The 22,470-nt window shown below is 73.7% G+C and carries 16 protein-coding genes and 4 pseudogenes; 12 read left to right on the top strand and 8 right to left on the bottom strand.

The annotated features are described in order from the left end of the window. Positions 1–18: 18 nt before the first annotated feature. Complete coding sequence (locus CCZ36_RS06605; RefSeq protein WP_128817197.1) at positions 19–1,206, bottom strand: helix-turn-helix domain-containing protein; 1,188 nt, start codon at positions 1,204–1,206, stop codon at positions 19–21. A 124-nt stretch (positions 1,207–1,330) separates the two neighbouring features. Here CCZ36_RS06605 and CCZ36_RS06600 point away from each other — a divergent pair, with 124 nt between their 5' ends. The 4 genes from CCZ36_RS06600 to CCZ36_RS06590 are packed head-to-tail and all read left to right on the top strand — an operon-like array spanning position 1,331 to position 8,223. Beyond that, on the top strand, positions 1,331–1,927 hold the full coding sequence (locus tag CCZ36_RS06600; protein ID WP_128817196.1) for a toll/interleukin-1 receptor domain-containing protein: 597 nt from the start codon (positions 1,331–1,333) through the stop codon (positions 1,925–1,927). After that, positions 1,902–4,154 carry an outer membrane protein assembly factor BamB family protein gene (locus tag CCZ36_RS06595; RefSeq protein WP_237302600.1) on the top strand — a complete coding sequence of 751 codons (2,253 nt, stop codon included), beginning with the start codon at positions 1,902–1,904 and terminating at the stop codon, positions 4,152–4,154. The genes CCZ36_RS06600 and CCZ36_RS06595 overlap by 26 nt, the downstream gene beginning before the upstream one ends. A gap of 44 nt (positions 4,155–4,198) precedes the next feature. After that, positions 4,199–4,330 carry a hypothetical protein gene (locus tag CCZ36_RS36395; protein ID WP_256095860.1) on the top strand — a complete coding sequence of 44 codons (132 nt, stop codon included), beginning with the start codon at positions 4,199–4,201 and terminating at the stop codon, positions 4,328–4,330. Then, positions 4,327–8,223, top strand: a complete 3,897-nt coding sequence (locus tag CCZ36_RS06590; protein WP_128817195.1) for a WD40 repeat domain-containing protein — start codon at positions 4,327–4,329, stop codon at positions 8,221–8,223. Before CCZ36_RS36395 ends, CCZ36_RS06590 begins: the two co-directional genes overlap by 4 nt. Positions 8,224–8,236: 13 nt before the next feature. Here the strand turns inward: CCZ36_RS06590 and CCZ36_RS06585 are convergent, their stop codons facing one another. Continuing rightward, positions 8,237–8,590 (bottom strand): DUF6343 family protein, encoded by a 354-nt coding sequence (locus tag CCZ36_RS06585; protein WP_079149760.1) that lies wholly within the window; start codon positions 8,588–8,590, stop codon positions 8,237–8,239. A 78-nt stretch (positions 8,591–8,668) separates the two neighbouring features. On the opposite strand from CCZ36_RS06585, the gene CCZ36_RS06580 reads away from it, so the two are divergent. Beyond that, positions 8,669–9,367 carry a class I SAM-dependent methyltransferase gene (locus tag CCZ36_RS06580; RefSeq protein ID WP_069740319.1) on the top strand — a complete coding sequence of 233 codons (699 nt, stop codon included), beginning with the start codon at positions 8,669–8,671 and terminating at the stop codon, positions 9,365–9,367. A 34-nt stretch (positions 9,368–9,401) separates the two neighbouring features. Here the strand turns inward: CCZ36_RS06580 and CCZ36_RS06575 are convergent, their stop codons facing one another. Continuing rightward, complete coding sequence (locus CCZ36_RS06575; protein ID WP_069740318.1) at positions 9,402–9,758, bottom strand: hypothetical protein; 357 nt, start codon at positions 9,756–9,758, stop codon at positions 9,402–9,404. Between the two features lie 702 nt (positions 9,759–10,460). Here CCZ36_RS06575 and CCZ36_RS06570 point away from each other — a divergent pair. The 4 genes and pseudogenes from CCZ36_RS06570 to CCZ36_RS34720 all read left to right on the top strand — a co-directional run bounded on the left by CCZ36_RS06570 (position 10,461) and on the right by CCZ36_RS34720 (position 15,416). Then, positions 10,461–13,145 carry an SNF2-related protein gene (locus CCZ36_RS06570; protein WP_443069793.1) on the top strand — a complete coding sequence of 895 codons (2,685 nt, stop codon included), beginning with the start codon at positions 10,461–10,463 and terminating at the stop codon, positions 13,143–13,145. Next, complete coding sequence (locus CCZ36_RS06565) at positions 13,142–14,521, top strand: SWIM zinc finger family protein (RefSeq protein WP_128817194.1); 1,380 nt, start codon at positions 13,142–13,144, stop codon at positions 14,519–14,521. The genes CCZ36_RS06570 and CCZ36_RS06565 overlap by 4 nt, the downstream gene beginning before the upstream one ends. Positions 14,522–14,564: 43 nt before the next feature. After that, the gene (locus CCZ36_RS06560) at positions 14,565–15,296 is read left to right on the top strand and encodes a DUF7873 family protein (RefSeq protein ID WP_065480779.1); all 732 of its coding nucleotides are present in this window, start codon (positions 14,565–14,567) and stop codon (positions 15,294–15,296) included. Between the two features lie 34 nt (positions 15,297–15,330). Beyond that, positions 15,331–15,416, top strand: a pseudogene (locus CCZ36_RS34720). A 311-nt stretch (positions 15,417–15,727) separates the two neighbouring features. Here CCZ36_RS34720 and CCZ36_RS06555 read toward each other — a convergent pair. Then, positions 15,728–16,939, bottom strand: a complete 1,212-nt coding sequence (locus tag CCZ36_RS06555) for a pyridoxal phosphate-dependent aminotransferase (RefSeq protein WP_069740274.1) — start codon at positions 16,937–16,939, stop codon at positions 15,728–15,730. 85 nt (positions 16,940–17,024) lie between these two features. Here CCZ36_RS06555 and CCZ36_RS06550 point away from each other — a divergent pair, with 85 nt between their 5' ends. Beyond that, on the top strand, positions 17,025–17,729 hold the full coding sequence (locus tag CCZ36_RS06550) for a winged helix-turn-helix transcriptional regulator (RefSeq protein WP_237302599.1): 705 nt from the start codon (positions 17,025–17,027) through the stop codon (positions 17,727–17,729). A 46-nt stretch (positions 17,730–17,775) separates the two neighbouring features. Beyond that, on the top strand, positions 17,776–18,423 hold the full coding sequence (locus CCZ36_RS06545; RefSeq protein WP_069740272.1) for a uridine kinase: 648 nt from the start codon (positions 17,776–17,778) through the stop codon (positions 18,421–18,423). Between the two features lie 51 nt (positions 18,424–18,474). On the opposite strand, the gene CCZ36_RS06540 is transcribed toward CCZ36_RS06545, so the two are convergent. Together CCZ36_RS06540 and CCZ36_RS06535 are read right to left on the bottom strand one after the other, a co-directional pair. Then, positions 18,475–19,407: a carbohydrate kinase family protein gene (locus CCZ36_RS06540; RefSeq protein WP_128819407.1), complete on the bottom strand. Its 933-nt coding sequence runs from the start codon at positions 19,405–19,407 to the stop codon at positions 18,475–18,477. Between the two features lie 23 nt (positions 19,408–19,430). After that, a pseudogene (locus CCZ36_RS06535) lies at positions 19,431–20,171 on the bottom strand (pseudouridine-5'-phosphate glycosidase); the annotation flags it as partial. Here CCZ36_RS06535 and CCZ36_RS06530 point away from each other — a divergent pair. After that, positions 20,160–20,309 (top strand): annotated as a pseudogene (locus CCZ36_RS06530) (cupin domain-containing protein); the annotation flags it as partial. The pseudogenes CCZ36_RS06535 and CCZ36_RS06530 overlap by 12 nt on opposite strands. 74 nt (positions 20,310–20,383) lie before the next feature. Here the strand turns inward: CCZ36_RS06530 and CCZ36_RS06525 are convergent. Next, positions 20,384–21,595 carry an MFS transporter gene (locus CCZ36_RS06525; protein WP_069740276.1) on the bottom strand — a complete coding sequence of 404 codons (1,212 nt, stop codon included), beginning with the start codon at positions 21,593–21,595 and terminating at the stop codon, positions 20,384–20,386. A gap of 223 nt (positions 21,596–21,818) precedes the next feature. Continuing rightward, positions 21,819–22,375: pseudogene (locus tag CCZ36_RS06520) on the bottom strand (methylated-DNA--[protein]-cysteine S-methyltransferase). Positions 22,376–22,470 lie beyond the last annotated feature (95 nt).

The raw sequence follows: 22,470 nt of genomic DNA, 5'->3' as shown, positions 1-22,470 counted from the left end.
CGCGCGGACTCCGTGCGGTCAGCCGGTCGCGAGGGCGGCCGATGTGTCGATCAGGGCGAGCTGACCGGGCCCGGCCCTGCGGGGCCGGGCCTCCGCCACGAAACGGGCCAGCTCGGCGCGGAGCGTGGCGGAGTCGATGCGTCTGATCGCGGGCAGGGTGGCGTCGACGATCCGGCACGCGTCGTCGAGGCGGTCGATGCCGGCCAGGGCTGTCGCCTGCCGCACCGCGAAGCGGGCCCTTGAGTTGCTGTCCGACAGAACGGCCGGTCCGCACGCGGACGCGAAAAGATCGGCGGCCGGGCCGAAGCGGCGCAGGCCGAGCAGGCAGGATGCTTCGAGAAGGTGGGAACTGCCTTCACCGATGCGCGGGCCCCAGTGCGGCGGACGGCCGTCGGTGTTCTCGGCGGCGTGGCTCCGGAACCGCTCCAACGCGTCCCGGCAGGCCCCGGCGTCACCACGGTGCGCATGGCCCAGAGCCGCGCGCCGTGCGGCGTGGGCGCGGATCACCGGGTCGGCCGCCGGGTGCCGGGCCGCCTGCTCCGCGAACCCGATCGCCGCACCGGAGTCGCCGCGGTGCTGGGCGATGAACGCCTTGCGGGTCAGGGCATACGCGGCCACCGTCTCGTCCCCGCCGTACGCACCCCAGCGGACCGCGAGACTCGTCCAGCGCAAGGCCTCCGCGGAATTTCCCGCCTCCTGCGCCATCCACCCCGTGTACTCGGCGAACCTCGACGCCAGCAACCAGATCTCGGCACGCTGCTCACCGACGGCGTGCTGACCGGTGTCCGTCAGGATGCGGATGATCGATTTGATCGAAGCGGTGACGAACCTCGGCCCGGTCGATCTGCCGATGCCCTTCAGCTCTCCCAGAACCCGCTCGTACCCGGAGATCACCGGGCCGGAGTCGACGATGCCGCCGTCCCGGGTGTCGCGGCGGCCGGACCCGGCCAGCTCGGCCAGCTCCCCGTCGGCGCCGAAGGCCGCGTCGCAGGCCGCCGCCACGGCGGGCGAAGGGTTGCGCAGCCCGCTCTCCAGATTGCAGATCTGCCCCTCGGACACGTTCGCCCGCCGGGCGACCTCACGCACACTCCAGCCGCGACGTGCCCGAAGCGTGGCGAGGACGACGCCGAAGTCGCCCGGCGGCAGAAGCGTGCCGCCGGATTCCCCCGTCGAGGCCGTCCACGCTGTGCGCTCCGCCGCATCCATACCCGCCAGCGTACGGAGACGTACGGCAGCTATTCAATCCTCGGTGAATAGCTGCCCGGGGATTGCCCCGCCCCTAGGGTGAGCACGATTACCGCAGTCAACTCCTGCTGAAGAGAGGGACATTGTGCCGCGCGTATTCCTCAGCTTTCGTAAACGGGATTCCCGGTGGATGCGGGAGCGCGTCTATCGCGCGCTGTCCGACCGCCTGGGGGCCGAGGAGATCTTCAAGTCGAGCGAGTCGATTCCGCCCGGTGCCGATTTCGCCGAGGTGCTGGTGAACCAGGCTGCCGAATGCAAGCTCATGTGCGTACTGATCGGGCCGGAGTGGCTCGACGCCCGGAACGAGGACGGTGTGCGGCTGCTGGACCGGGATCATGACTGGGTCCGTCTGGAGATCGCGACGGCTCTGCGGGCGGGAAACCGTGTGGTCCCGGTGCTCCTGGGGGACGCGACCATGCTGCCCGGCCCCTCGGAACTGCCGGTCGAGATCGCGGAGCTGGGACGCCTGCAGTGCCTCCGGGTCCCGGAGACCCATCTGCCGGACGGACTGGAGCAGTTGGGCGACCAGCTGGCGGCTCTCCTGACCGGTGCCGCCACCGGCCCCGGGCCGGGCGCGGCGCCGGCCGAGGAACCCGGCCCGCCCGCGACCATGACGGCCCATGTGTCCGGCGGCGGCAGCGCCTACCAGGCGGCCCGTGATCAGACGATCAACCTGGCGTGAGGGGCTGACGATGGAGGTTCCCGGAGCCGAGCAAAATCGTCGGATCGGACCGTACACGCTGCTCGGAAGCGGGCGCGCGGTCGACGGAGGCGAGATCTTCGCGGCCCGCACGGACGAGGGACTGCTGGTCACGGTCACGGTGGCGGGGCCCGAACCGGCCGCGAACCCGGAATTCCGGGACCGGTTACGAGCCGCCGTCGAGGCGGCACGGAGACGGTCCGGAACCTTCCTCGTCCCCGTGGTGGATGCCGACGCCGACGCCCCGGTTCCCTGGGTGGCGACCAGGTTCACCGCCGGGCTGCCGCTCCGGCGCGCGGTGGACCGGCACGGGGCCCTGGGAGAACCGGCTCTGCGCGTGCTCGCCGACGGCCTCGCCCGAGCGCTCGCCGTACTCCACGGGTCCGGAACGGTCCACGGTGGGGTGGATCCGGACGCGGTGCTGCTGACCATGGACGGCCCCCGCATCGGCGCCCTGGGGCTGGTGGGGGCCACCGCGAGTCCGCCGCCGTCGCCCACGGACGACATGTTCGACCTCGGATCGACCGTGCTGTACGCCGCTTCCGGAGGTGAGCAGGACACGGATGCCCTGCCCGCGTCGCTGCGCGAGGTCATCGGCGGCTGCCTGTACCCGGAACCGTCGGACCGCCCCACGGCCGAGCAGCTCGTCGACTACCTGGAGCATCAGGCGCTGCCCGCACCGGAAGGCGGTTGGCTGCCGCCGGCGGTGACCGCGGACATGGCGGCGGAGGCCGCGGCGGTCGGCTCCGCCCGTGCCGTCCAGGGCCCCGTTCCGCCACGGCCGGTCCGCACCCCCGGGACAGGTGTCAGCCGCCGGAACCTGATCATCTCGCTGGCCGGGGGTGCGGCGCTGCTCGGCGGCGGGGCGGCGGCACTCGCGTTCTCCGGCGATTCTGCCCCGCCCCCCGAGGGCCGGGCGGGCGGACTCGGGACCACCGCGCGGCCCACCCATCCGTCAGGCGTGCGCACCACGTCCGCCCCCTCCGCGTCTCCGTCATCGGCGGACGGGCCGGAACCGGTCCTGCTGGCCGGGCCCGACGCCGCCAAGGCCTGGTCACGGACCGGGAAGCGCGCCCCCACCTGTCTGGAAGCCTCCGACAAGGTGGTCATGGTGGTCACGGACAAGGCCACGTCGTTCATGGAGGCCGCGAGCGGAGACCGCGCGTTCGACGCGCTGAACACGAGGAACAGCTTCGGCGCGAACATGAGCACGTACCCCACGGCCTACGCGGACGGAGTGTTCTACCTGCTCTGCGACACACCGGGGCAGTTCGGCCTGCTGGCGGCGTTCGACGCCGCCGACGGGAAGGTGAAGTGGGCGGTCAACCTCGCCGCGAGCGATCCGGGCGGGCCCAAGATCGTGTCGAACTACGGCAGGCAGTACCTGGCGGCTTCGGGCGGCACCGTCTACGTATGCGGCGTGGTGCGCAAGTACGACGGGAAATTCTCCGTTCACGACCCGGTCACCGGCTACATCCGCGCGTTCGCCGCCACCAACGGGAAGAAGCTGTGGCAGGTCCAGGGCACGGACATCAACAACGTACTCGTGCCGCCCTCCGGTTCTCGTCTGCTGGCCGCCTCGGCCATCCCGGCGAAGCAGCCCGGCCGGGTCCAGATGATCGACGCCGCCAGGAAGGGCGCCCGCGGCTGGAAGGCGCCCCTCCGGTACCCCTCGTCCTACTACGCCACCGGCTGGCCGCTGACCGGCTACGCGGACGGGCACTTCCTCTTCGCCGGCGGCAAGGGCGACACGCTCTCCGTCGTCGACGCGGCCACCGGAACCGAGAAGTGGCATCAGCTCTTCGAGGCGAAGAACGGGGATCAGGTCCGGATAGGAACGCCGTTCGCGGGCCCGGACGGCCAGACCGTCTACGTACCGGTCGGCAGCGACCTGGTAGCCCTGGCCACGGCCGATGGCACACCCCGGTGGGTCGCGACAGTCGACGGCGCCAGCGACACGGGCGGCGCCAACCTGTTCACGGCGTCCCTCAGGCTGGGCGGCAGACACGCGCAGTGCTCGGCCGACACCGTCTTCGCCACGGACAGCGCCAAGACGTTGTGGGCCATCGACGCGGCCACCGGCAGGGCCAGATGGAAGTACAGCGACCCGAGCCAGCCCGACGTGGGCTTCCGGTGGACGGTGGGCGGCGACCGGGTGTTCATCGCCTCCCACCTGACCATGACCGCGATCGCGGCCGACGGGCGTTGAGAACGGCCGACGCGCGCTGAGGAACAGAGAGAGAAGAAGAGGACATGGACACGAGCGTGGAACTCGCCGCGCCGGCGACGACGGCCGCGGCCTGCCCGATCGACCTGCCGGCGACGGACGGCTGGGACGCGGTCACATCGTCGGTCCTGAACGCCACCTGGGGCGGACAGCCGTGACGGAGAACAACACCGGCGCCCCGCCGCCCCCCGCCAGGCCGCCCCGCTGGCAGCCGAAGGAGCAGAAGGCGAGCGCGACCGGCGGGGGCAGCGTCTACCAGGCGGGCCGGGACCTCCACGTCCGCCACGGCGACGAAGGCCGCAGAACCGTTCCCGGCCCGGGCGCCGACCGGGTCCCGTGCCCGTATCCGGGCCTGGCCCCGTTCGGCGCCGAGCACCGGCAGTGGTTCCACGGCCGCGAACGCATGGTCCACCTCGTGTGCGAGCGGATGGACGCCCGGATGCGGGAGGGCGGTCCACTGGTGCTGATCGGTCCTTCGGGGGCCGGCAAGTCGTCCCTGCTCGCGGCCGGGGTGCTGCCGGCCCTCGTCGAGGGCCGGCTTCCGGTGGCGGGTTCCAGCACCTGGCCCCGGCTGCTGCTCACCCCGACGGCCTCCCCGGCCCTGGCCGTGGCGGCCGCCGCCGGGCTCGACGCCGAGACCGCCCGGCGGACCGTGCCGAAGTGGCGGACCGACCCCGCACAGTGCGTGACCGAGCTGCGCGAGCTCACCGCAGCCGAGGAGACGGTGTCCACCGACCGGACCCGCTCCACAGGCCTGGTCGTCGTGGTCGACCAGTTCGAGGAGGTCTTCACGGCCTGCGGTGACGCGACCGAACGGGAATGGCTCATCGACGTGCTCGACCGTCTCGCCCGGCCCGAGGGCGGTGCGGTCGTGGTGCTGGGGGTACGCGCGGACTTCTACGCCGCGTGTACGGCTCATCCGCAGCTCCGGGCGGCGCTCCGGGCCGGACCGGTCCTGCTGGAGCCGATGACGCAGGCCGAACTCAAGGACGCGATCCGGCGCCCCGCCGCCGATGTCGGACTCGACGTCGAGGACGGCCTGGTCGAGGTACTGCTGGCCGACCTGGGCGCGGTGGACGGGCCGGCCGGTACGGGCAGCACGGGCCGGCTGCCCCTGCTCGCGCACGCGCTGCGCGCCACCTGGCAGCAGCGTCACGGCCACACACTCACCGTGGACGGCTACCGGGTGACCGGCGGTATCCAGGGCGCCATCGCCACCACGGCGAACCGGCTCTACGACACTCTGCCGCCGCCCTGTCACGAGGCCGCGCGGTGGGTGTTCCTGCGGCTCGTCATCGTCGGGCGGGACGCCGACGACAGCCGCCGCCGCGTCCGGAACGACGAACTGCTCCGTAACGCACCGGACTCGGAGGCCGCCGCCAGAGTCCTGGACGACTTCACCCGGGGCCGGTTGCTGACGCGGGACCAGGACACGGTCGTGATGACCCATGAGGTGCTCATCCGTGCCTGGCCCCGGCTGCGGGGCTGGATCGAGCACGACCGCAACGGGAACCTCGTACGCCAGGAGGTGGAGGAGGCGGCCGCGGCCTGGGAACAGTCCGGCCGGGAGGCCGCCGCGCTGTATCGCGGAAACCGGCTGGCGGCCGCCCTGGCCTGGTCGGAGACGCGCGGTACGGAACTCAGGGGCTCCGGACGGGCGTTCCTGGCGGCCGCCCACCGCCACCAGCGGCGTGGGCAGCACGTGCGGCGCGCGGCGGTCGCCACCATCACCGCCCTGGCCGTGGTCGCCTCGCTGGCCGCCGTCTTCGCCTTCCGGCAGGGGGCCGAGGCCAGGCAGGCCACCGACGAGGCCGTGGCGGCACGCGACCGGGCGATCAACGCCGCGGTCACCTCCGCGTCCGTACAGCTGGCGCCGACCGATCCCTCGCTGTCCGCCCAACTCGCGCTGACCTCCTACCGCATGGACCCGACGCCGGATGCGGCGTCCCGGCTCATCACGACCGCGAACACGCCCTTGGCCACCCGGCTCCCCGGCCCACCGGACTGGGTGCGAACCGTGGCCTACAGCCCCGACGGGCACATGCTGGCGGCCGGGAACCTCCACCAGAACCTCGTCCGGCTGTGGGACGTCTCCGATCCCGGACGCCCGGTCGCACTGGGCCGGCCCGTGCCGGTGGACCGTTCCGTGACGTCGATCCTGTCGCTCGCGTTCAGCCCGGACGGCCGGGTGCTGGCCATCGGCGGCCACACCAGCAACCACGGCGACGGCGGTTCCGGAGGATTCACCGAACTGTGGAGCCTGAGGAGCCCCAGCCACCCTGTCCTGCTCGGACGGTTGGAGAGCCCTGGCGTCCGGGGCTTCGACGCCGCGACGTCCGTCGAGTCGCTGGCGTTCAGCCCCGACGGCCGGACGCTGGCGGCCGGATGGCGTGCGGGCCTGGTCAGTCTGTGGGACGTCACCCGCCCCGACGCCGTCCGGCCCGTGGGGAAGCCGGTGAACCTCCGCTGTCCCGGTGTCTTCTCCCGTCGGATCGCCTTCAGCCCCGCCGGACACACCATGGCCGCGGCGTGCGACGACAAAGCCGGCACGATCGGCCTGTGGGACCTCACCGACCCGGCCCGCCCCGACCGCGGACGTACCGTGAGGGCCGGGAGCCCCGTGAACGCTCTCGCGTTCAGTCCCGACGGCCGGACCTTGGCCGCCGGGGCGAGGGACAGCTCGGTCCACCTGTGGAAAGGGGCCGACACCGACCGCCCGACCCGCCTGGGCAAGCCGTTGAAAGGCCCCGCCCAGCCCTTCCTGGCGGTGGCGTTCAGCCCCGACGGGAGCACCCTCGCGGCGGGCAGCGCCGACCACAGCATCCATCTGTGGAACGTCACCCATCCCAAGACCATCACCCTCCTGGGCCGGCCGCTGACCGGCCCGGGTTCCGCGGTCACCGACGTGGTGTTCAGCCCGGACAGCCGGACTCTCGCCGCCGGCAACACCGACGGCAACGTCGACCTGTGGAGTCTGCCGCCGACCCGGATCCCCGGCGCGGGAGGGAATGTGGCGTCCGTGGCGTTCAGCCCGGACGGACGCACCCTGGCCGCGGCCAACCAGAACGCGACCGTCTCCCTGTGGAACACCGCCGACCCGAACAACCCGGTTCCGCGCGGCGAGCCGCTCGCGGGCCGCGAGAAGCCGGTCAACGTGGTGGCGTTCAGCCCGGACGGACGCACCCTGGCCGCGGGCGACAGCGGTGGCAACGTCACCCTGTGGAACACCGCCGACCCCGGCCGCCCCGTTCGGCTGTCCGAACCCCTCACCGGCGCGGACGGGCTCATCCTCGCCGTCGCGTTCAGCCCCGACGGCAACACTCTGGCCGCTGCCGGGGACCACGAGAACGGCAAGATCGCCCTGTGGGACGTCAGCGACCCCACGCACCCCGTCTCCGCATCCGGCATTTTCGGCTCGGGCGGGGAGTCCGTTCTGTCCCTGGACTTCAGTCCCGACGGATCGGTCCTGGCGGCCGGCGGCGACGGAAGCAACGGCACCGTCGGACTGTGGAGCACCGAGCAGCCCGGCGCCCGCGTCGGGAAGAAGATCGAGCAGCCGACCGCCACCAGCACCTGGGTGGCGTTCAGTCCGGACGGCCGGACGCTCGCCACCGGGAACAGCCGCGGCGTCGTCACCCTCTGGGACTCCACCGACCCCCACCACCTCAAGAAGCGCAGGGGCGAGCCGTTGATCGTCCCCGGCGGCAGCCTGTGGTCCGTGGAGTTCAGCCCGGACGGAAAGACGCTCGCGGCGGGCGGCCACACCGACAACGGCACCATCCACCTGTGGAACGTCACCGATCCGGACGATCCCACCCCCATCGGACAGCCGCTGACCGTGGACACCGGATTCGTCGCCGTTCTGGCGTTCAGCCCCGACAGCCGCACCCTGGCGGCCACCACCGATGACGGCGTGGCCACACTGTGGGACCTCGATGTCGAGTCCTCCATCCGCCGCATCTGCGCCGCGAGTTCCGGCGCGCTGGGCAAGGAGGAGTGGAAACGGTACGTCGTCCTCCCGCCCTACGATCCGCCCTGTGCGAGGCCTTAGGGGATGCCGGGCCTTAGGGGGCGCCGGGTCGTCCTCCGCCCGGCCGTCCGCCGTCGGTGCCGGGTCCCGGCCCGCGCGGACGGCCGTCGCCGTGATCCGGCTCGTTCGGCGGGACGTCACGGCCCGGCTGGTAGTGCGGACCCTGGCGCATGCGGTACGTGATCACGCCGAGGTCCACCACCGCGAGCAGCAGTACGACCCCGCAGGCCGCCGCCCAGCCCGGCCGCCCGTTCATCGAGAAGGCCACCAGGCCGAAGAGGGCCCAGGCCGTTCCCCACAGGCTCAGCCAGAGCCGCATCCGGAGAGGACTGCGGGCGGTCACGGGTTCACTGCCCGTACGCATGGCGATCACCTCACTCTCCAGCATGGACCACCGGGCGGCGGGACGGAAAGCGGCGGACGGAGCGGCGGGGAACCCTGCCCGGGGGCGGCTCGTTGCCTCGCCATGGGCGAATCACTGGTACGTGAGGGGTACGCGGGGACGGGGCCCGGAGCCATCACGCCGGACGGCTGCGCGGTCGAGCTGTACCGCCGGCTGGCCGTCGGCGAGGAGCCGGAGGTGATCGCGGGCGTGGCCCCCGAGGGGGCGAGCATTCTCGAACTGGGCTGCGGGGCGGGCCGGGTCACCCACCCGCTGGTGCGGCGCGGGTTCCGGGTGACGGCGGTGGACGAGTCGCCGGAGATGCTGGCGGAGATCGTCGGGGCACGCACGGTGTGCAGCCCCATCGAGTCGCTGGACCTGGGCGACGAGCGGTTCGATGTGGTGCTGCTCGGCTCGTTCCTGGTCCACGCGGGCGAGCACCGGGTGCGCGACGGGATGCTGCGCGCCTGCCGTGCCCATGTGCGGGACGACGGGATCGTCCTCGTCCAGCGCGAGGGCGTGGCGCACCGCTCGGAGCTGCCGTGGGAGCGGACCGACCCGTCCGGGGGCCTGGTCCGGATCGTCTCCGTGGATCCGGTGGGCGACGGGGTGCGCTCGGTGCGCGCGGAGTATCACTTCGACGACGCGCGGTGGACGCAGACCTTCCTGTCGCGGGAGCTGTCGGAGGAGGACCTTGCCGGACATCTGGCGGCGGCCGGGTTGGCGCTGGACCGTACCCTCACCGACGACGGCACCTGGCTGCTGGCCCGCCCGGCGCTCTGACCGGCCGCCCGGCGCGCCTGCCCGGCCCTGTCGCTCAGTGCACGAAGCTGTAGCTGCGCCACGGCTCGCTGCCCGGCGCCGTCACATCGGTGACCCCGGTCGGCACATAGATCGTGCTGCCGCCCGTGCAGTCACGTGTGCGGTACATGATGGCGTCGATCAGCGTCCCGTTCTCCACCTCGTGGGCCCCCGCCGGGGCGATCCGGTGGCAGCCGCGTACCGACGGGCTGTTCACCTGGATCACCGCTTCGCGCTCCGTCGTGTAGGTCACCGGCCCCACCGCGGTGCGGCCGAGCCCGGAGCAGCCCGTGGCGGCGAGGGCGAGCAGCGAGACTCCGGCGGTGAGGGCGAGGCGGCGTCGGCGGCGGGGAACGGTAGCGGTCACGGACATGGGCGGGTCCTTCTCTGCTCGTCCGGTGCTCGTCCGGCGAAGTCGGTACGTCGGAAAAGACGTGCTGGCGCTGGCCACCCTGCCCGGCCCGGCCGCCCCCGGCATCCCGGACGCGGCCGACCGGGCGAGCCGCGGGGCGACGGCGACTCCACCCGACCACAGCCCGTTCGCCTGTCACCGAGCGTGGCGGCCCGCTCGCCGAGCCGGGGACGCCGGCGACGTACCATCACGCGGTCGAGCCACCGCTGAGCTGCGGCGATGCTGCGGGCGTCCGCAGTGTCAGACCTCCCGCCTAGACTCGCGGAGTCAGCACATTCCGTGCCGACGGAGATCGGAGACCCGGGTACGGGGATCGAGCGGAGGGGAGGGAGTGGACATGACGGAGCGGACCCGTGAGGGCGCGGCGCCGGACACCCTCAGTGCGCCCCGGACCGCCGATGTCGCCCGCCTGCTGCGCTGTGCGGCGGTCTTCCTGCCCGGCCCGGTGCCCCGGGACGGCCGCATCGCCTTCTGGGACCCGCTCGCGGATGCCGGCCCGTGGCAGGACGACGGCGCACAGGGGCGGACCGGGACGCCCTTCGCGTACGCGGAGCCCTCCGCGCGCCCCGACACCGTCACGTACACCTCCGCCCGGCTCACGGTCGCCCGTCCGGACGACGCCGCGGGCCCCGGGGCGTCCGCATCGCCGAGGTGCCCGCGGCGGTGCTGTCCGTGGCCGACGCGCTGCCCCTGCTGGTCCGGGCCCCGCAGCAGGCGTCCGCCCACCCCGCCACACGCTGCTGGGGCGCGGCCGCCCTGCACGCCCTCCACCTCGTCGCCCGTGGCCGGCTCCTTCCCGGACTCACGGCGGACGGCCACGACGCCTGGCGGGCCGGCCCGTCGGACGCCGAGGACGTGGCGCATCTGCGGGCGGTCGCCGCCGCCCTGCCGCCCGAGGGGCACGCGGTGCCGGTCCCCGGCTCCGCGCCGCCCCGGCTGCCCGCCCCCGAGGCGCTGACCGGTGCGTTCCTGGACGCCGTGGCCGACACGCTGCCGCGCACGCCCGCCGCCGCGTTCGCCATGGGCGCGCCCTTCGCCGCCCGCGAGCCCCAGCATCTGCCCCAGGCCGCGGCCTGGGCCGTCGAAGTGGCCTCGGGCCTGGACGCGGGCGTGCGGGTCTCGCTGCGCCTGGACCTCTCCGCGTACGAGCTGTTCGACACCGCCGACACCTACGCGCTCACCGCCGCCCACGAGGAGATGGAGACGGCCGGGCCGGAGCACGCGGACGACCCGGCGGTCCGCCCCGCCGCCGCCGCGATCGTGCAGGTGCACAGCCTCGCCGACCCGACGTACGTGGTCGACGCGGCGGCCCTGTGGAACGGCGGGGCGGGCGAGCCGTTCGGGCCGCGCTCCCAGGTCGACGCGGTGCTGGCCCTGCGCCGCGCCGCCCGCGTCTGGGCCCCGCTGGAACGGCTCCTGGGACAGCCCGTCCCCGATGTGCTGGCGATCACCGAGGACGAGCTGTACGAGCTGCTGAGCGACGCCGGATCCCGGCTGGCCGCCGCCGGGGTCGAGGTGCGCTGGCCGCGCGAGCTGGCCCGTTCGCTCACCGCCGCCGCCGTCGTGCGGCCCGCGCCCGGATCGGCCACCGACGGCACGTCCTTCTTCGACGCCGAGCGCCTCTTCGCCTTCGACTGGCAGCTGTCCCTGGGCGACGAGCGGCTGACCGAGGCGGAGATGGACCTCCTGGCCGAGGCGCACCGCCCGGTGGTGCGGCTGCGGGACCAGTGGGTGGTCGTCGACCCCGCCCTCGTACGCAAGGCGCGCAAGCGGGAGCTGGGGCTCCTGGACCCGGTGGACGCGCTCGCCGTCGCCCTCACCGGCAGCGCCGAGGTTGACGGCGAGCGGGTCGACGCCGTCCCGGCCGGGGCCCTCGCCGCGCTCCGGACCCGCCTCCTCGCCGACGACACGACGATCGCGCCGCCGCCCGGCCTGGACGCGACCCTGCGCGACTACCAACTGCGCGGTCTTGCCTGGCTGGACCGGATGACCTCGCTCGGGCTCGGCGGCTGCCTCGCCGACGACATGGGCCTCGGCAAGACCATCACCCTCATCGCCCTCCATCTGCACCGGGCGCACCCCTCGCCCACCCTCGTGGTCTGCCCCGCCTCCCTCCTCGGCAACTGGCACCGAGAGATCAACCGCTTCGCCCCCGGGGTGCCCGTGCGCCGCTTCCACGGCACGGACCGGAGCCTGAGCGATCCGGACGGCGGGTTCGTCCTGACCACCTACGGCACCATGCGCTCCAGCGCCGACCGGCTCGCCGAGCAGAGCTGGGGCCTGGTCGTCGCCGACGAGGCGCAGCACGTCAAGAACCCGCACTCCTCCACCGCCAAGGCGCTGCGCACCATCCCCGCACCGGCCCGGGTCGCCCTCACCGGCACCCCCGTCGAGAACAACCTCTCCGAGCTGTGGGCGCTCCTCGACTGGACGACCCCCGGACTGCTCGGCCCGCTCAAGGCGTTCCGGGCCCGGCACGCCCGGATCGTGGAGAGTACGGACACGGCCGCGGGCCTCGGCAACGACGAGGCGGTCGAGCGGCTGTCCCGGCTGGTGCGCCCCTTCCTCCTGCGGCGCAGGAAGTCCGACCCCGGCATCGCCCCCGAGCTGCCGCCCAAGACCGAGACCGACCACCCCGTCTCCCTCACCCGTGAGCAGGCCACGCTCTACGAGGCCGCCGTCCGCGAGACGATGGCGCAGATCGAGGCGGCCGAGGGCATCGCCCGCCGGGGCCTGATCATGAAGCTGCTGACCTCGCTCAAGCAGATCTGCAACCACCCCGCGCAGTATCTGAAGGAGGAGCCGACCCGGCTCACGGGCCGCTCCGGCAAGCTCGCCCTCCTCGACGAACTGCTCGACACGATCCTGTCCGAGGACGGCTCGGTCCTGATCTTCACCCAGTACGTGTCGATGGCGCGGCTCCTCTCCGCGCACCTCGCCTCCCGGGCCATCCCCTCCCAACTCCTGCACGGGGGCACGCCGGTGGCCGAGCGGGAGCGGATGGTGGACCGCTTCCAGGCCGGCGAGGTCCCCGTCTTCCTGCTCTCCCTCAAGGCGGCCGGCACGGGGCTGAACCTCACCCGCGCCGCCCACGTCGTCCACTTCGACCGCTGGTGGAACCCGGCCGTGGAGGAGCAGGCCACCGACCGGGCGTACCGCATCGGCCAGACCCAGCCCGTCCAGGTCCACCGGATCGTCGCCGAGGGCACGGTGGAGGACCGGATCGCCGAACTGCTGGAGTCCAAGCGGGCCCTGGCGGACGCGGTGCTCGGCAGCGGGGAGAGCGCCCTGACCGAGCTGAGCGACCGTGACCTCGCCGACCTCGTGTCCCTGCGGAGGCCCGCATGAGCCCGCGCCCGACCACGGGCCCCGCCCCGCGCCCGACCACCGGCCCGGCCGCCCGCAGATCCGCCCCGCGCGCCCGGATCGGCCCGGACGATCTGCGGCGCACCTTCGAGGCGGTGCCCGCCCGCACCTCCGCCGATGGCGAGCCGTTCGCCGCGAGCTGGTGGGGCCGGGCCTGGGTGGAGGCGCTGGAGTCCCTGTCGATGGACGAGGCCCGTCTCGCCCGCGGCCGGGCGTACGCCGACGACGGCCAGGTCGCCGCGATCACCGTCACCCCCGGCCGCGTGGTCGCCTATGTGCACGGCAGCCGGGCCCGCCCCTACCGCGCCGAACTGCGCCTGCGCACCTTCGCCGACCCGGGGTGGGAGGCCCTGCTCGACGCGGTCGCCGCCCGGCCCGGCCATCTGTCCGCGCTGCTGGCCAAGGAGATGCCGCACTCCCTGGCCCGGACGGCGGAAGAGGCGGGTGTCCGGCTGCTGCCCGCCGCCGACGACCTCGACCCCAGCTGCACCTGCCCCGACCACGGGCGGCCCTGCAAGCATGTCGCCGCCCTCTGCTTCCAGACGGCGCTGCTGCTCGACAGCGACCCGTTCGTCCTGCTGCTGATGCGGGGCCGGGGCGAGCGCGAACTGCTGGACGCGCTGGCCCGGCGCAACGCCGAACACTCCGCCCGCGAGCGCCCCGCCGCCCCGGCCATGCCCTCGGTCGCGGCGGGCGAGGCCTTCGCCGCCCGCTTCCTGCCGCCGCTCCCGGCGCCCCGCCCCGTCCCGCCGCACCCCGGCCAGCCACCGTCGTACCCGGACCTGCCCGGCGCCCGCGACCCCCTGGGCCTGGACCACCTCGCCACCGACGCCGTCGCCCGCGCCCACGCCCTGCTGACCACCGGCCGTGATCCGCTGGCCGGGCTCACCGAGTGGCAGGACGCCGTCCGCCTCGCCGCCGCGCGCCCGACCGCCGGGCTCACCGCCACCACCCGCGCGCTCTACCGCGAGCTGGCGTACGCCACCGGCCGCACCACCACCGACCTGGCCCGCGCCGTCGCCGCCTGGCGCCAGGGGGAGGCCGACGGCCTGGCCGCCCTGGAAACGCCCTGGGATCCGCCGGCCGGTCCCTTCGACCGGGCCAGGCCCGCGCTCGCCGCCGCCGGGTTTCCGCGCTTCACGCCCTGGCGCAACCACCTCACCCACCCGGCCGGTTCGCTCCAGCTCCGCTTCGGCCAGGACCTGCGCTGGTACGGCTACGAGTCCGACCCCGGCGCCGACGACTGGTGGCCGCGCGCCGCCCCGGACCCCGACCCGGTCTCCGCCCTCGAAGCCCTGCTCGCCGGCGACTCCGTCCCCGACACGGCCGGGGACGACGACCCCCACTACGTACGGTAAAACCCTTGGCCACCGGGGAGTTGCCCCTGTTAGCGTCCTCGACGTGGCGAAACTCAATCAGATCATCGCAGTGGAGAAGGGCGTCAAGTCCAAGGCGCACCAGGACCTGACGGCGGCTCATCACGGCCTCCAGAAGGCCGCGTTGCTGGCCGGGATCTCCCGTACCTACCAGCCCAAGGACGAGGAGGGCGAACAGCTTCCGCCCGAGTCGACGCTGGTCCAGGTCAAGGCCGAGGACGTGCTGCGGGAGACCGCGACGACGCTGACCCGCCTCTTCGATGTGACCGCCACGAAGGACTGGGCGAACTGCTCGGCCCGGGCCGATGTGAAGGTCGACGGCCGGGTGCTGGTGAGCGAGGTGCCGGTGGCGTATCTGCTCTTCCTGGAGAAGCAGCTGACCGACCTCAACACCTTCGTCCGCAAGCTGCCTGTCCTGGACGCGGCAGAGGCCTGGGTGCAGGACCCCTCGACCGACTCCTGGAAGACCGAGCCGGTCCGTACGCTCCGCACCAAGAAGGTCCCCCGCAACCATGTGAAGGCGGAGGCCACCGAGAAGCACCCGGCACAGGTCGAGGTGTACTACGAGGACATCCCGGTCGGGTACTGGACGACCGTCAAGTTCTCCGGGGCGCTGCCCGCGCGGCGCGTCAACGAGCTGCTGGACCGGATCGAGAAACTCCAGCAGGCCGTGAAGTTCGCCCGCGAGGAGGCCAACGGCGCGGAGGTCACCGACCAGCGGGTGGGTGATGCGGTATTCGGTTACCTCTTCGGGTGACCGACCATGGATTCCCCGGCCGCCGTCTCAGGGGGCCGGGGTGCGCGAGGAGCGCAAGCTGAAACTGAAGCTTGTCGTGAAGGCGCGGTACCAGTGGAGGTTCGACTCCTCCCTCCGGCACGGGCCGGAGTAGCCCAAGTCGGCAGAGGCAGCCGCCGTCAATCTCAGACTCTTGCTCCAGACTCAGCATTCGCCGCCGATCGCCGGATCGAACGGGCCCGGGCCCGCGCGCGTCGAGATGCCGGTTCAAGTCCGGCCCGCAGAGCTCCGATCTGCGGTGGTCCAAAGGCAGGACGCGACGACATCATGACTGACCCGGACCCTTAAACGTGCCGGCGTGCCAGATGGGCGGCATTCACAGGGCCCGGAGGCCGGCTACGCCTCCGGGCCCGCTCGCGTTTCCGGGGCCGGGCCGAACACGGGCGGGAGGCTCACTGCCGGTATCCGCTGAGGAAGCGGCCGATGCGGCTGATCGCCGCGTCGAGATCGTCAGCGTACGGAAGGGTGAGGATGCGGAAGTGGTCCGGGCGCGGCCAGCTGAAACCGGTGCCCTGCACCACCTGGATCTTCTCCCGCAACAGCAGGTCCAGCACGAACTTCTCGTCGTCGACGATCGGATGGACCTTCGGATCGATGCGCGGAAACGCGTACAGCGCGCCCTTCGGCTTCACGCACGAGACGCCGGGGATCTCGTTCAGCCGCTCCCAGGCCCGGTCGCGCTGCTCGTGCAGCCTTCCGCCCGGGGCGACCAGCTCCTTGATGGACTGGCGGCCCCCGAGCGCGGCCTGAATGGCGTACTGCGCGGGCGCGTTGGGGCACAGCCGCATGGAGGCCAGCATGGTCAGGCCCTCCAGGTAGTTGCGGGCGTGCTGGTGCGGACCGGACACCACCATCCAGCCGGAGCGGAACCCGGCCACCCGGTACGTCTTCGACAGACCGCTGAACGTCAGGCAGACCAGGTCCGGGGCGAGGACGGCCGCGCTGTGGTGCTCGGCCCCGTCGTACAGGATCTGGTCGTAGATCTCGTCGGCGAACACCATCAGCCCGTGCCGCCGGGCCAGATCGAGGATGCCTTCCAGGATCTCGCGCGGATAGACCGCGCCGGTGGGGTTGTTCGGGTTGATGATCACGACGGCCTTGGTCCGGTCGGTGATCTTCGACGCCATGTCGGCGAGATCCGGATTCCAGTCGGACTCCTCGTCGCAGACGTAGTGCACCGCTTTGCCGCCCGCGAGCGTGGTCACCGCCGTCCACAGAGGGAAGTCCGGCGCCGGGATCAGCACCTCGTCGCCGTCCTCCAGCAGGGCCTGCACGGCCATGGAGATCAGCTCGGAGACCCCGTTGCCGAGGAACACGTCGTCCACGCCGACCTCGGTCAGCCCCATCGACTGGTAGCGCTGGGCCACCGCCCGCCGGGCCGAGAGGATGCCGCGCGAATCGGTGTAGCCATGGGCCTGCGGCAGCATCCGGATCATGTCCTGGACGATCTCCTCGGGGGCCTCGAAGCCGAAGAGCGCGGGATTGCCCGTGTTGAGCCGGAGCACGCTGTGGCCCGCCTCCTCCAGGGCGTTGGCGTGCTCGATGACCGGGCCCCGGATCTCGTAGCAGACCTCGTTGAGCTTGCTGGACTGCCGGAACTCCATGCGCTGCCTCCCGAGCCGAATTGCGATACTTGGTTTTACCAAGCTTGCGCTTGGAAAGTCCAACAACATGTCTAGACTGCGTCGCATGCCACGTCAGCAGCAGCCAGCAGCACGTCCCGTCCGCCGCCGGAGCTACGACCAGTTCGACGCCACCGCCCGCGCCCTCGACTCCGTCGGCGACCGGTGGACCCTGCTGATCGTCCGTGAACTGCTGGGCGGTCCGCGCCGGTACACGGACCTGCACGCCGACCTGCCCGGAGTCAGCACGGACGTGCTGGCCTCCCGTCTGAAGGACATGGAGCAGTCCGGGCTGGCCCTGCGCCGCAAGCTGCCGCCCCCGTCGGCCGCGTCGGTCTACGAGCTGACCGAGCGCGGCCTGGGCCTCCTGCCGGTGCTCACCGCGCTCGCCGAATGGGGCGCGCCCGCCCTTGCCGAGCGCCGCCCGACCGACGCGGTGCGGGCCCACTGGTTCGCCCTGCCGCTGCTCGGCGCCCTCGCCGGAATCGCCCGGGAAGGCGTGCTCGAAGTCCGCCTCGACGAGGGGGAGTTCCACCTCCGTGTCGGTCTCCGGCCCGGTGGGGGAGCAGGGCTCGTGGTGCCGGGCGCCGAGGCGTACGGGGCGGTGTACGGCTACGGCCCCGCCGACCGCCCCGACGCCCGGATCGTCCTCGGCGCGGAGGTCTGCCTGGAGCTGGCGCGGGGCGGGGCGACCCTCGCGGAGGCGGTGAAGGACGGCCGTGTCGAGGTGATGGGAGACAGCCCGCTCGCGGCGGAGCTGCGCGGGGAGTGAACCGCCCGGCGGGGCGCTCTCCCTCCGGTGCGGCGATGATGGGACCGTGAGACTCGAAGCGATCACCTGGGAACGGCTGACCGGCGAGCTGGCCCGGTACGGCGACGGACTGTCCGCCGCCGACGGCGGGCCCTGGCTCGCCCTCGGGATCGACGGGGCGCCGGCCGCCCGCACCGGCGAGAGGGCCGAACGCCTCGCCGAGGAGCTGCGGCTGCTCGGCCGTTCGGTCCTGGTGGTCCCCACCGAGGGGTTCCTGCGCCCGGCCAGTCTGCGCTTCGAGTTCGGGAAGCAGGACGCGGACGCGTACCTCGACGGCTGGTTCGACACCGGGGCGCTGTGGCGCGAGGTGTTCGGGCCGCTGGAGGCGGGCGGCTCCGGCCGGGTGCTGCCCGACCTCTGGGACCCCGTGACGGACCGGGCCACCCGCTCCCCGTACCACGCGCTGCCCGAGGGCGGGGTGGTCCTCGTGCACGGCCCGTTCCTGCTGGGGCACTGGTTCCCGTTCGCGTTCACCGTTCATCTGCGGCTGTCGCCCGGGGCGTTGCGGCGGCGCACGGCGGAGTCGGAACGCTGGACGCTGCCCGCCTTCGCCCGGTACGAGGACGAGGTGGCGCCCGCCGAGCGGGCCCATGTGGTGGTCCGGGCGGACGATCCCGCGCACCCGGCCTGGTCGGGGCTGCCGGGGAGAGGGTGAGGCCTGCGGCCTGCGGCGGCCCTCACCGTACGCGCGGTGCGGCGTCCGTCCTCAGCGGACCGGTGGCCGGCCGCCCACCGTCCTCACGGCCGCCGCCCCCGCCCGGCATCCCTCGGCCGCGGCGGTCACCTCGTCCGCACCGGCCAGCAGGGCCGCCAGGAACCCGCCGGTGAACGCGTCGCCCGCACCCGTCGAGTCGACCGGCTCGGGTACCGGCGGGGCGGGAACGCGGCCCACCACCTCACCCCCGGCGGCCACCACGGCGCCCCGCGCGCCCAGCGTCACGACGACGCGCGGAAACCACCGGCTCAACTCGGCCGCAGCGGCACCGGGTTCGGGCAGCCCGGTGAGCAGCCGGGCCTCGTCCGCGTTCGGCAGAAGCAGCTCCGCCCCCTCCGCGAACTCCAGGAACCGCTCCGGCCCCAGCTCCCCGAGGAATCCGGCCGACGCCGGGTCCACGCTCACCGGAATCCCCCGCTCCACGGCGGTGCGCAGGGCGAGGAGAGCGGCGGCCCGGCTCACCGCGGCGAACAGGAGATAGCCGGAGAGATGCAGGCGCCCGACACCGTCGAGCATCGTGGGCGCGAAGTCCTCGACGGCGAGCCGCAGGACCGCCCCGCCGTCGGTCAGGAACGTACGCTCCGCCGCCGCGTCGACCAGGGCGATGACGGTCGCCGTCGGAACCTCGTCGTCCACGGCGAGGAACGCCCGGACCCCCGCCGCCGCCAGCGCTTCCCGGTGCCAGTCGGCGGACTCCGCCCCCGCGCGGGCCAGCAGCCGGACGTCCGGGCAGCCCGAACGCACTGCCCAGCACGCAACGTTGGCCCCCGCGCCGCCCGGCAGGGTGAGGATCCGGGCCTTCGTGTCCGTACCGTGCGCGAGCGTCGACCCGTGCCGCGCCACCACATCGGTGACCACGTCCCCCACCACCAGCAGCCCACGGCCGCCCCCGGGGCGGCCCACCGGGCCCGCGCCGCCGCTCATCGGATCTCCGCCGCCGTGACGGCTCACGTGGCCTCCGTCGCCGCGGCGGCGATCCGCGCCGCGAGTGTCACGTTTCCGCGTACGGCCGCGAGGTTCGCCTCCAGCGACGCGCCGCCGGTCCGCCGCGTCAGCTGGTCCAGCAGGAACGGCGTGACGCCCTGCCCCGAGATACCCCGTTCCCGGCACGCCTCCAGCGCCTCCGCCAGGACCCGGTCGTGCAGTGCCGGATCCAACTGATCCGCTTCCGGTACGGGGTTGGCGACGATCAGCGCGGACGCCGGCCCGCCCAGTGCCTCCCTCGCCCGGATCACCTCCACCACCTCGTCGGGGCTGCGCACCGTCCAGTCGACGGGCTCGCCGGAGCTGCTCAGATAGAAGCCGGGGAAGCGCCCGGTGCCGTAACCGACGACACAGACGCCGAGGGTCTCCAGCCGCTGGAGGGTCGCCGGGACGTCAAGGATCGACTTCACCCCCGCGCAGACCACGGTGATCCCGGTGCGGGCGAGCAGCCGCAGATCGGCCGACTCGTCCTGGTCGGCGGCCCACTCCCGGTGTACGCCGCCGAGCCCGCCCGTCGCGAAGACGCCGACGCCCGCCCGCGCCGCCAGGAACGCCGTCGCGGACACCGTCGTCGCCCCGCTCGCCCCGGCGGCGAGTGCCGGGGCGAGATCGCGGTGCCCCAGTTTGCGCACCGCAGTGTCCCCGGCGACCCGCTCCAACTGGTCCTCGCCGAGGCCCACATGGGCCCGGCCGTCGACGTCAGCGGCCGGGCGACGGTCGCGGTCGAGGGCGGGGCGACGCTGGAGATCGGCCCGGGGGACGCCTGCGTCCTGCGCGAGGGCGACCGGACGACGTGGACCGTCCACGAGACGCTCCGCAAGGCGTACCACATCAGCCTCTGAGGGGCGCGGTTCTCCGGCGGAGCGGCCGGGGCGAGGTCCCGAGGCGCAGGGCGTCCGGACCGGCGGCGCGCGGGTCAGCCGCCGACCGCCCCCGCTCCCGGCCGCTGCCGCAGGCTCCGGCGCAGGGCGAGCGCGGCGACCGGCAGCAGCAGCGTGGCGCCGATCGCGTTGAGGGGGCCGTACCCCCACTGGGCGACGATCACTCCGGCCGTCGCCCCGCCGACGCCCGCCGCCGCGTTCATGGTCAGGTCCGACAGCCCCTGCACCGCCGCCTGGGCGGACCGTGGCACCGCGTCGGTGAGCAGCGCGGACCCGGCGATCATCCCCGCCGACCAGCCGAGCCCCAGCACGAAGAGGCCCGCCGCGGTCTGCCCGTGCCGGGGTCCGGCCGTGCCCGCCAGCAGCGCGGCGCAGCTCAGCAGTCCCACGGCCAGCCCGATCACGGTCAGCCGGCCGAACCGGTCGGCCAGCCATCCCATCACCGGCGAGAACGCGTACATGCCCGCGATGTGGCCGCTGATGACGAGCCCGATCAGCTGGAGATCGGCGCCGTGCCGGCTCAGGTCGACCGGAGTCATGACCATGATCGACACCATGGCGGTGTGCGACACGGTGACCGTCACCAGGGCGAGCCGCGCCATCGGCGACGCGCGCACGGCCGCGATCCCGGCGCGCAGGGAGCGCTTCGGCGGCCCCTCCGGGCCCTCCGGGGCCAGGGCGCGGGCGGTGAGGAGCGGATCAGGGCGCAGCGCGAGCGCCACGACGAGTCCGGCGAGCAGAAACACGGCGGCCGAGCAGAGGAACGGCCCGGCCGCCTCGGGCACCCCCGTACCGCGGAACAGCCGGCTTGCCGGGGCCGAGATGTTGGGGCCCAGGACCGAGCCGATCGTGGTCGCCCAGACGACGGTGGAGATGGCCCGCCCCCGACGCTCCGGCCCCACCAGGTCGGCCGCGGCGAACCGCGCCTGGAGACCGGCCAGCGACCCCGCGCCGAACCCGGCCATGCCGAGCAGCAGCAGCGGGAAGCTCGGCAGCATCGTGGCCAGGACCACCAGGCCGCCGCCCAGCGCACCGATCAGATAGGCGAGCATCAGTCCGGACCGGCGGCCCCGGGAGGTCATCAGGGCGGCCAGCGGCAGCGACAGCAGCGCCGTGCCGAGGACGGAGGCGGTCGGCGCGAGTCCGGACAGCGCCTCCGATCCGCTCACCTCGGCGGCGAGCATCGGGGCCAGGGCGATGCCGATGGCCACGCCGAGGCCGCCGAGTATCTGGCTGACGACGAGCACGGCCGACGTCCGGCGCTGCAGGGCGGGCAGGCCGACGGCCGGAACCGGGGGAGGGAGAGGGGGCGTGTCACCGGCGCAGTGTGTCACCGCCCGGCCGCCGCCGTGCACCCGGGCGGGTGAACATCTCCCCGAAGGACCGCACCGAGCCCTCGCCGAGCCCCCGCGGTGCGCGGTCGAGGACTACGCCGCGGCCGTGCGCGCATTCGTCGCGACCCGGCACCGTCTAGAACAGCGGCTGCGGCAGCACCCCCTCCAGCGCCAGCAGCTGCCGCTTGGTCTCCAGCCCCCCGCTGAATCCGCCCAGGCCCCCGTCGCTCTCCACCACCCGGTGGCACGGCACCACCACCGGCAGTGGGTTGGCCCCATGGCCGCGCCCACCGCCTGCGCCCCCTCCGGCCGGCCCACCCGCGCGGCCAGCTCGCCGTATCCGACGACCGTCCCGTAAGGCACCCCGGACGCCAGCTCGCGGAGCACCTCGCGGTGGAAGCCGGAGGTCAGCGACCAGTCCAGAACGAGGTCGAGATCCCGCGGCTCGCCCGCGAAGTACGCCGCGAGCTCGCTGATCGGCTCGGCGAGCCGTGCCGAGCCGGGCGCCGCCACCGGCTCCGTGCCGAACCGGATGCGCAACTGGTCGAGGGTCGCCTCCCGGACGGCGGGGCGGGCGTGGAAGGCCACGGTCACCAGACCGGTCGCGGTCGCCGCGAGCAGCAGCGGGCCGATGCCGCTGTCCACGACATCCCACTCGACGGTCGGCCCCCCACCGACCCCGTAGCTGTTCATGCCGACCACCGTACGGCCCGCCACTGACAGCGACGGGCCCGTCGGCCGAAAGACGCGGAAGGGCGGCGGGAACGGACCCGTCCGCGGAACCGGTG

The organism is Streptomyces sp. S063, from assembly GCF_002832675.1.
In the GTDB taxonomy this organism is placed as follows: Bacteria; Actinomycetota; Actinomycetes; order Streptomycetales; family Streptomycetaceae; genus Streptomyces; species Streptomyces sindenensis.
The sequence above is the reverse complement of the archived record's forward strand: the minus strand, read 5'-3'. Positions and strand labels throughout refer to the sequence as shown.

Excerpts from the sequence above, each read along its gene's own strand:
- CCZ36_RS06605 (WP_128817197.1), bottom strand. The coding sequence starts at position 1,206 with ATGGATGCGGCGGAGCGCACAGCGTGGACGGCCTCGACGGGGGAATCC.
- CCZ36_RS36395 (WP_256095860.1), top strand. The coding sequence starts at position 4,199 with ATGGACACGAGCGTGGAACTCGCCGCGCCGGCGACGACGGCCGCGGCC.
- CCZ36_RS06585 (WP_079149760.1), bottom strand. The coding sequence starts at position 8,590 with ATGCTGGAGAGTGAGGTGATCGCCATGCGTACGGGCAGTGAACCCGTG.
- CCZ36_RS06580 (WP_069740319.1), top strand. The coding sequence starts at position 8,669 with ATGGGCGAATCACTGGTACGTGAGGGGTACGCGGGGACGGGGCCCGGA.
- CCZ36_RS06575 (WP_069740318.1), bottom strand. The coding sequence starts at position 9,758 with ATGTCCGTGACCGCTACCGTTCCCCGCCGCCGACGCCGCCTCGCCCTC.
- CCZ36_RS06565 (WP_128817194.1), top strand. The coding sequence starts at position 13,142 with ATGAGCCCGCGCCCGACCACGGGCCCCGCCCCGCGCCCGACCACCGGC.
- CCZ36_RS06555 (WP_069740274.1), bottom strand. The coding sequence starts at position 16,939 with ATGGAGTTCCGGCAGTCCAGCAAGCTCAACGAGGTCTGCTACGAGATC.
- CCZ36_RS06550 (WP_237302599.1), top strand. The coding sequence starts at position 17,025 with ATGCCACGTCAGCAGCAGCCAGCAGCACGTCCCGTCCGCCGCCGGAGC.
- CCZ36_RS06540 (WP_128819407.1), bottom strand. The coding sequence starts at position 19,407 with ATGAGCGGCGGCGCGGGCCCGGTGGGCCGCCCCGGGGGCGGCCGTGGG.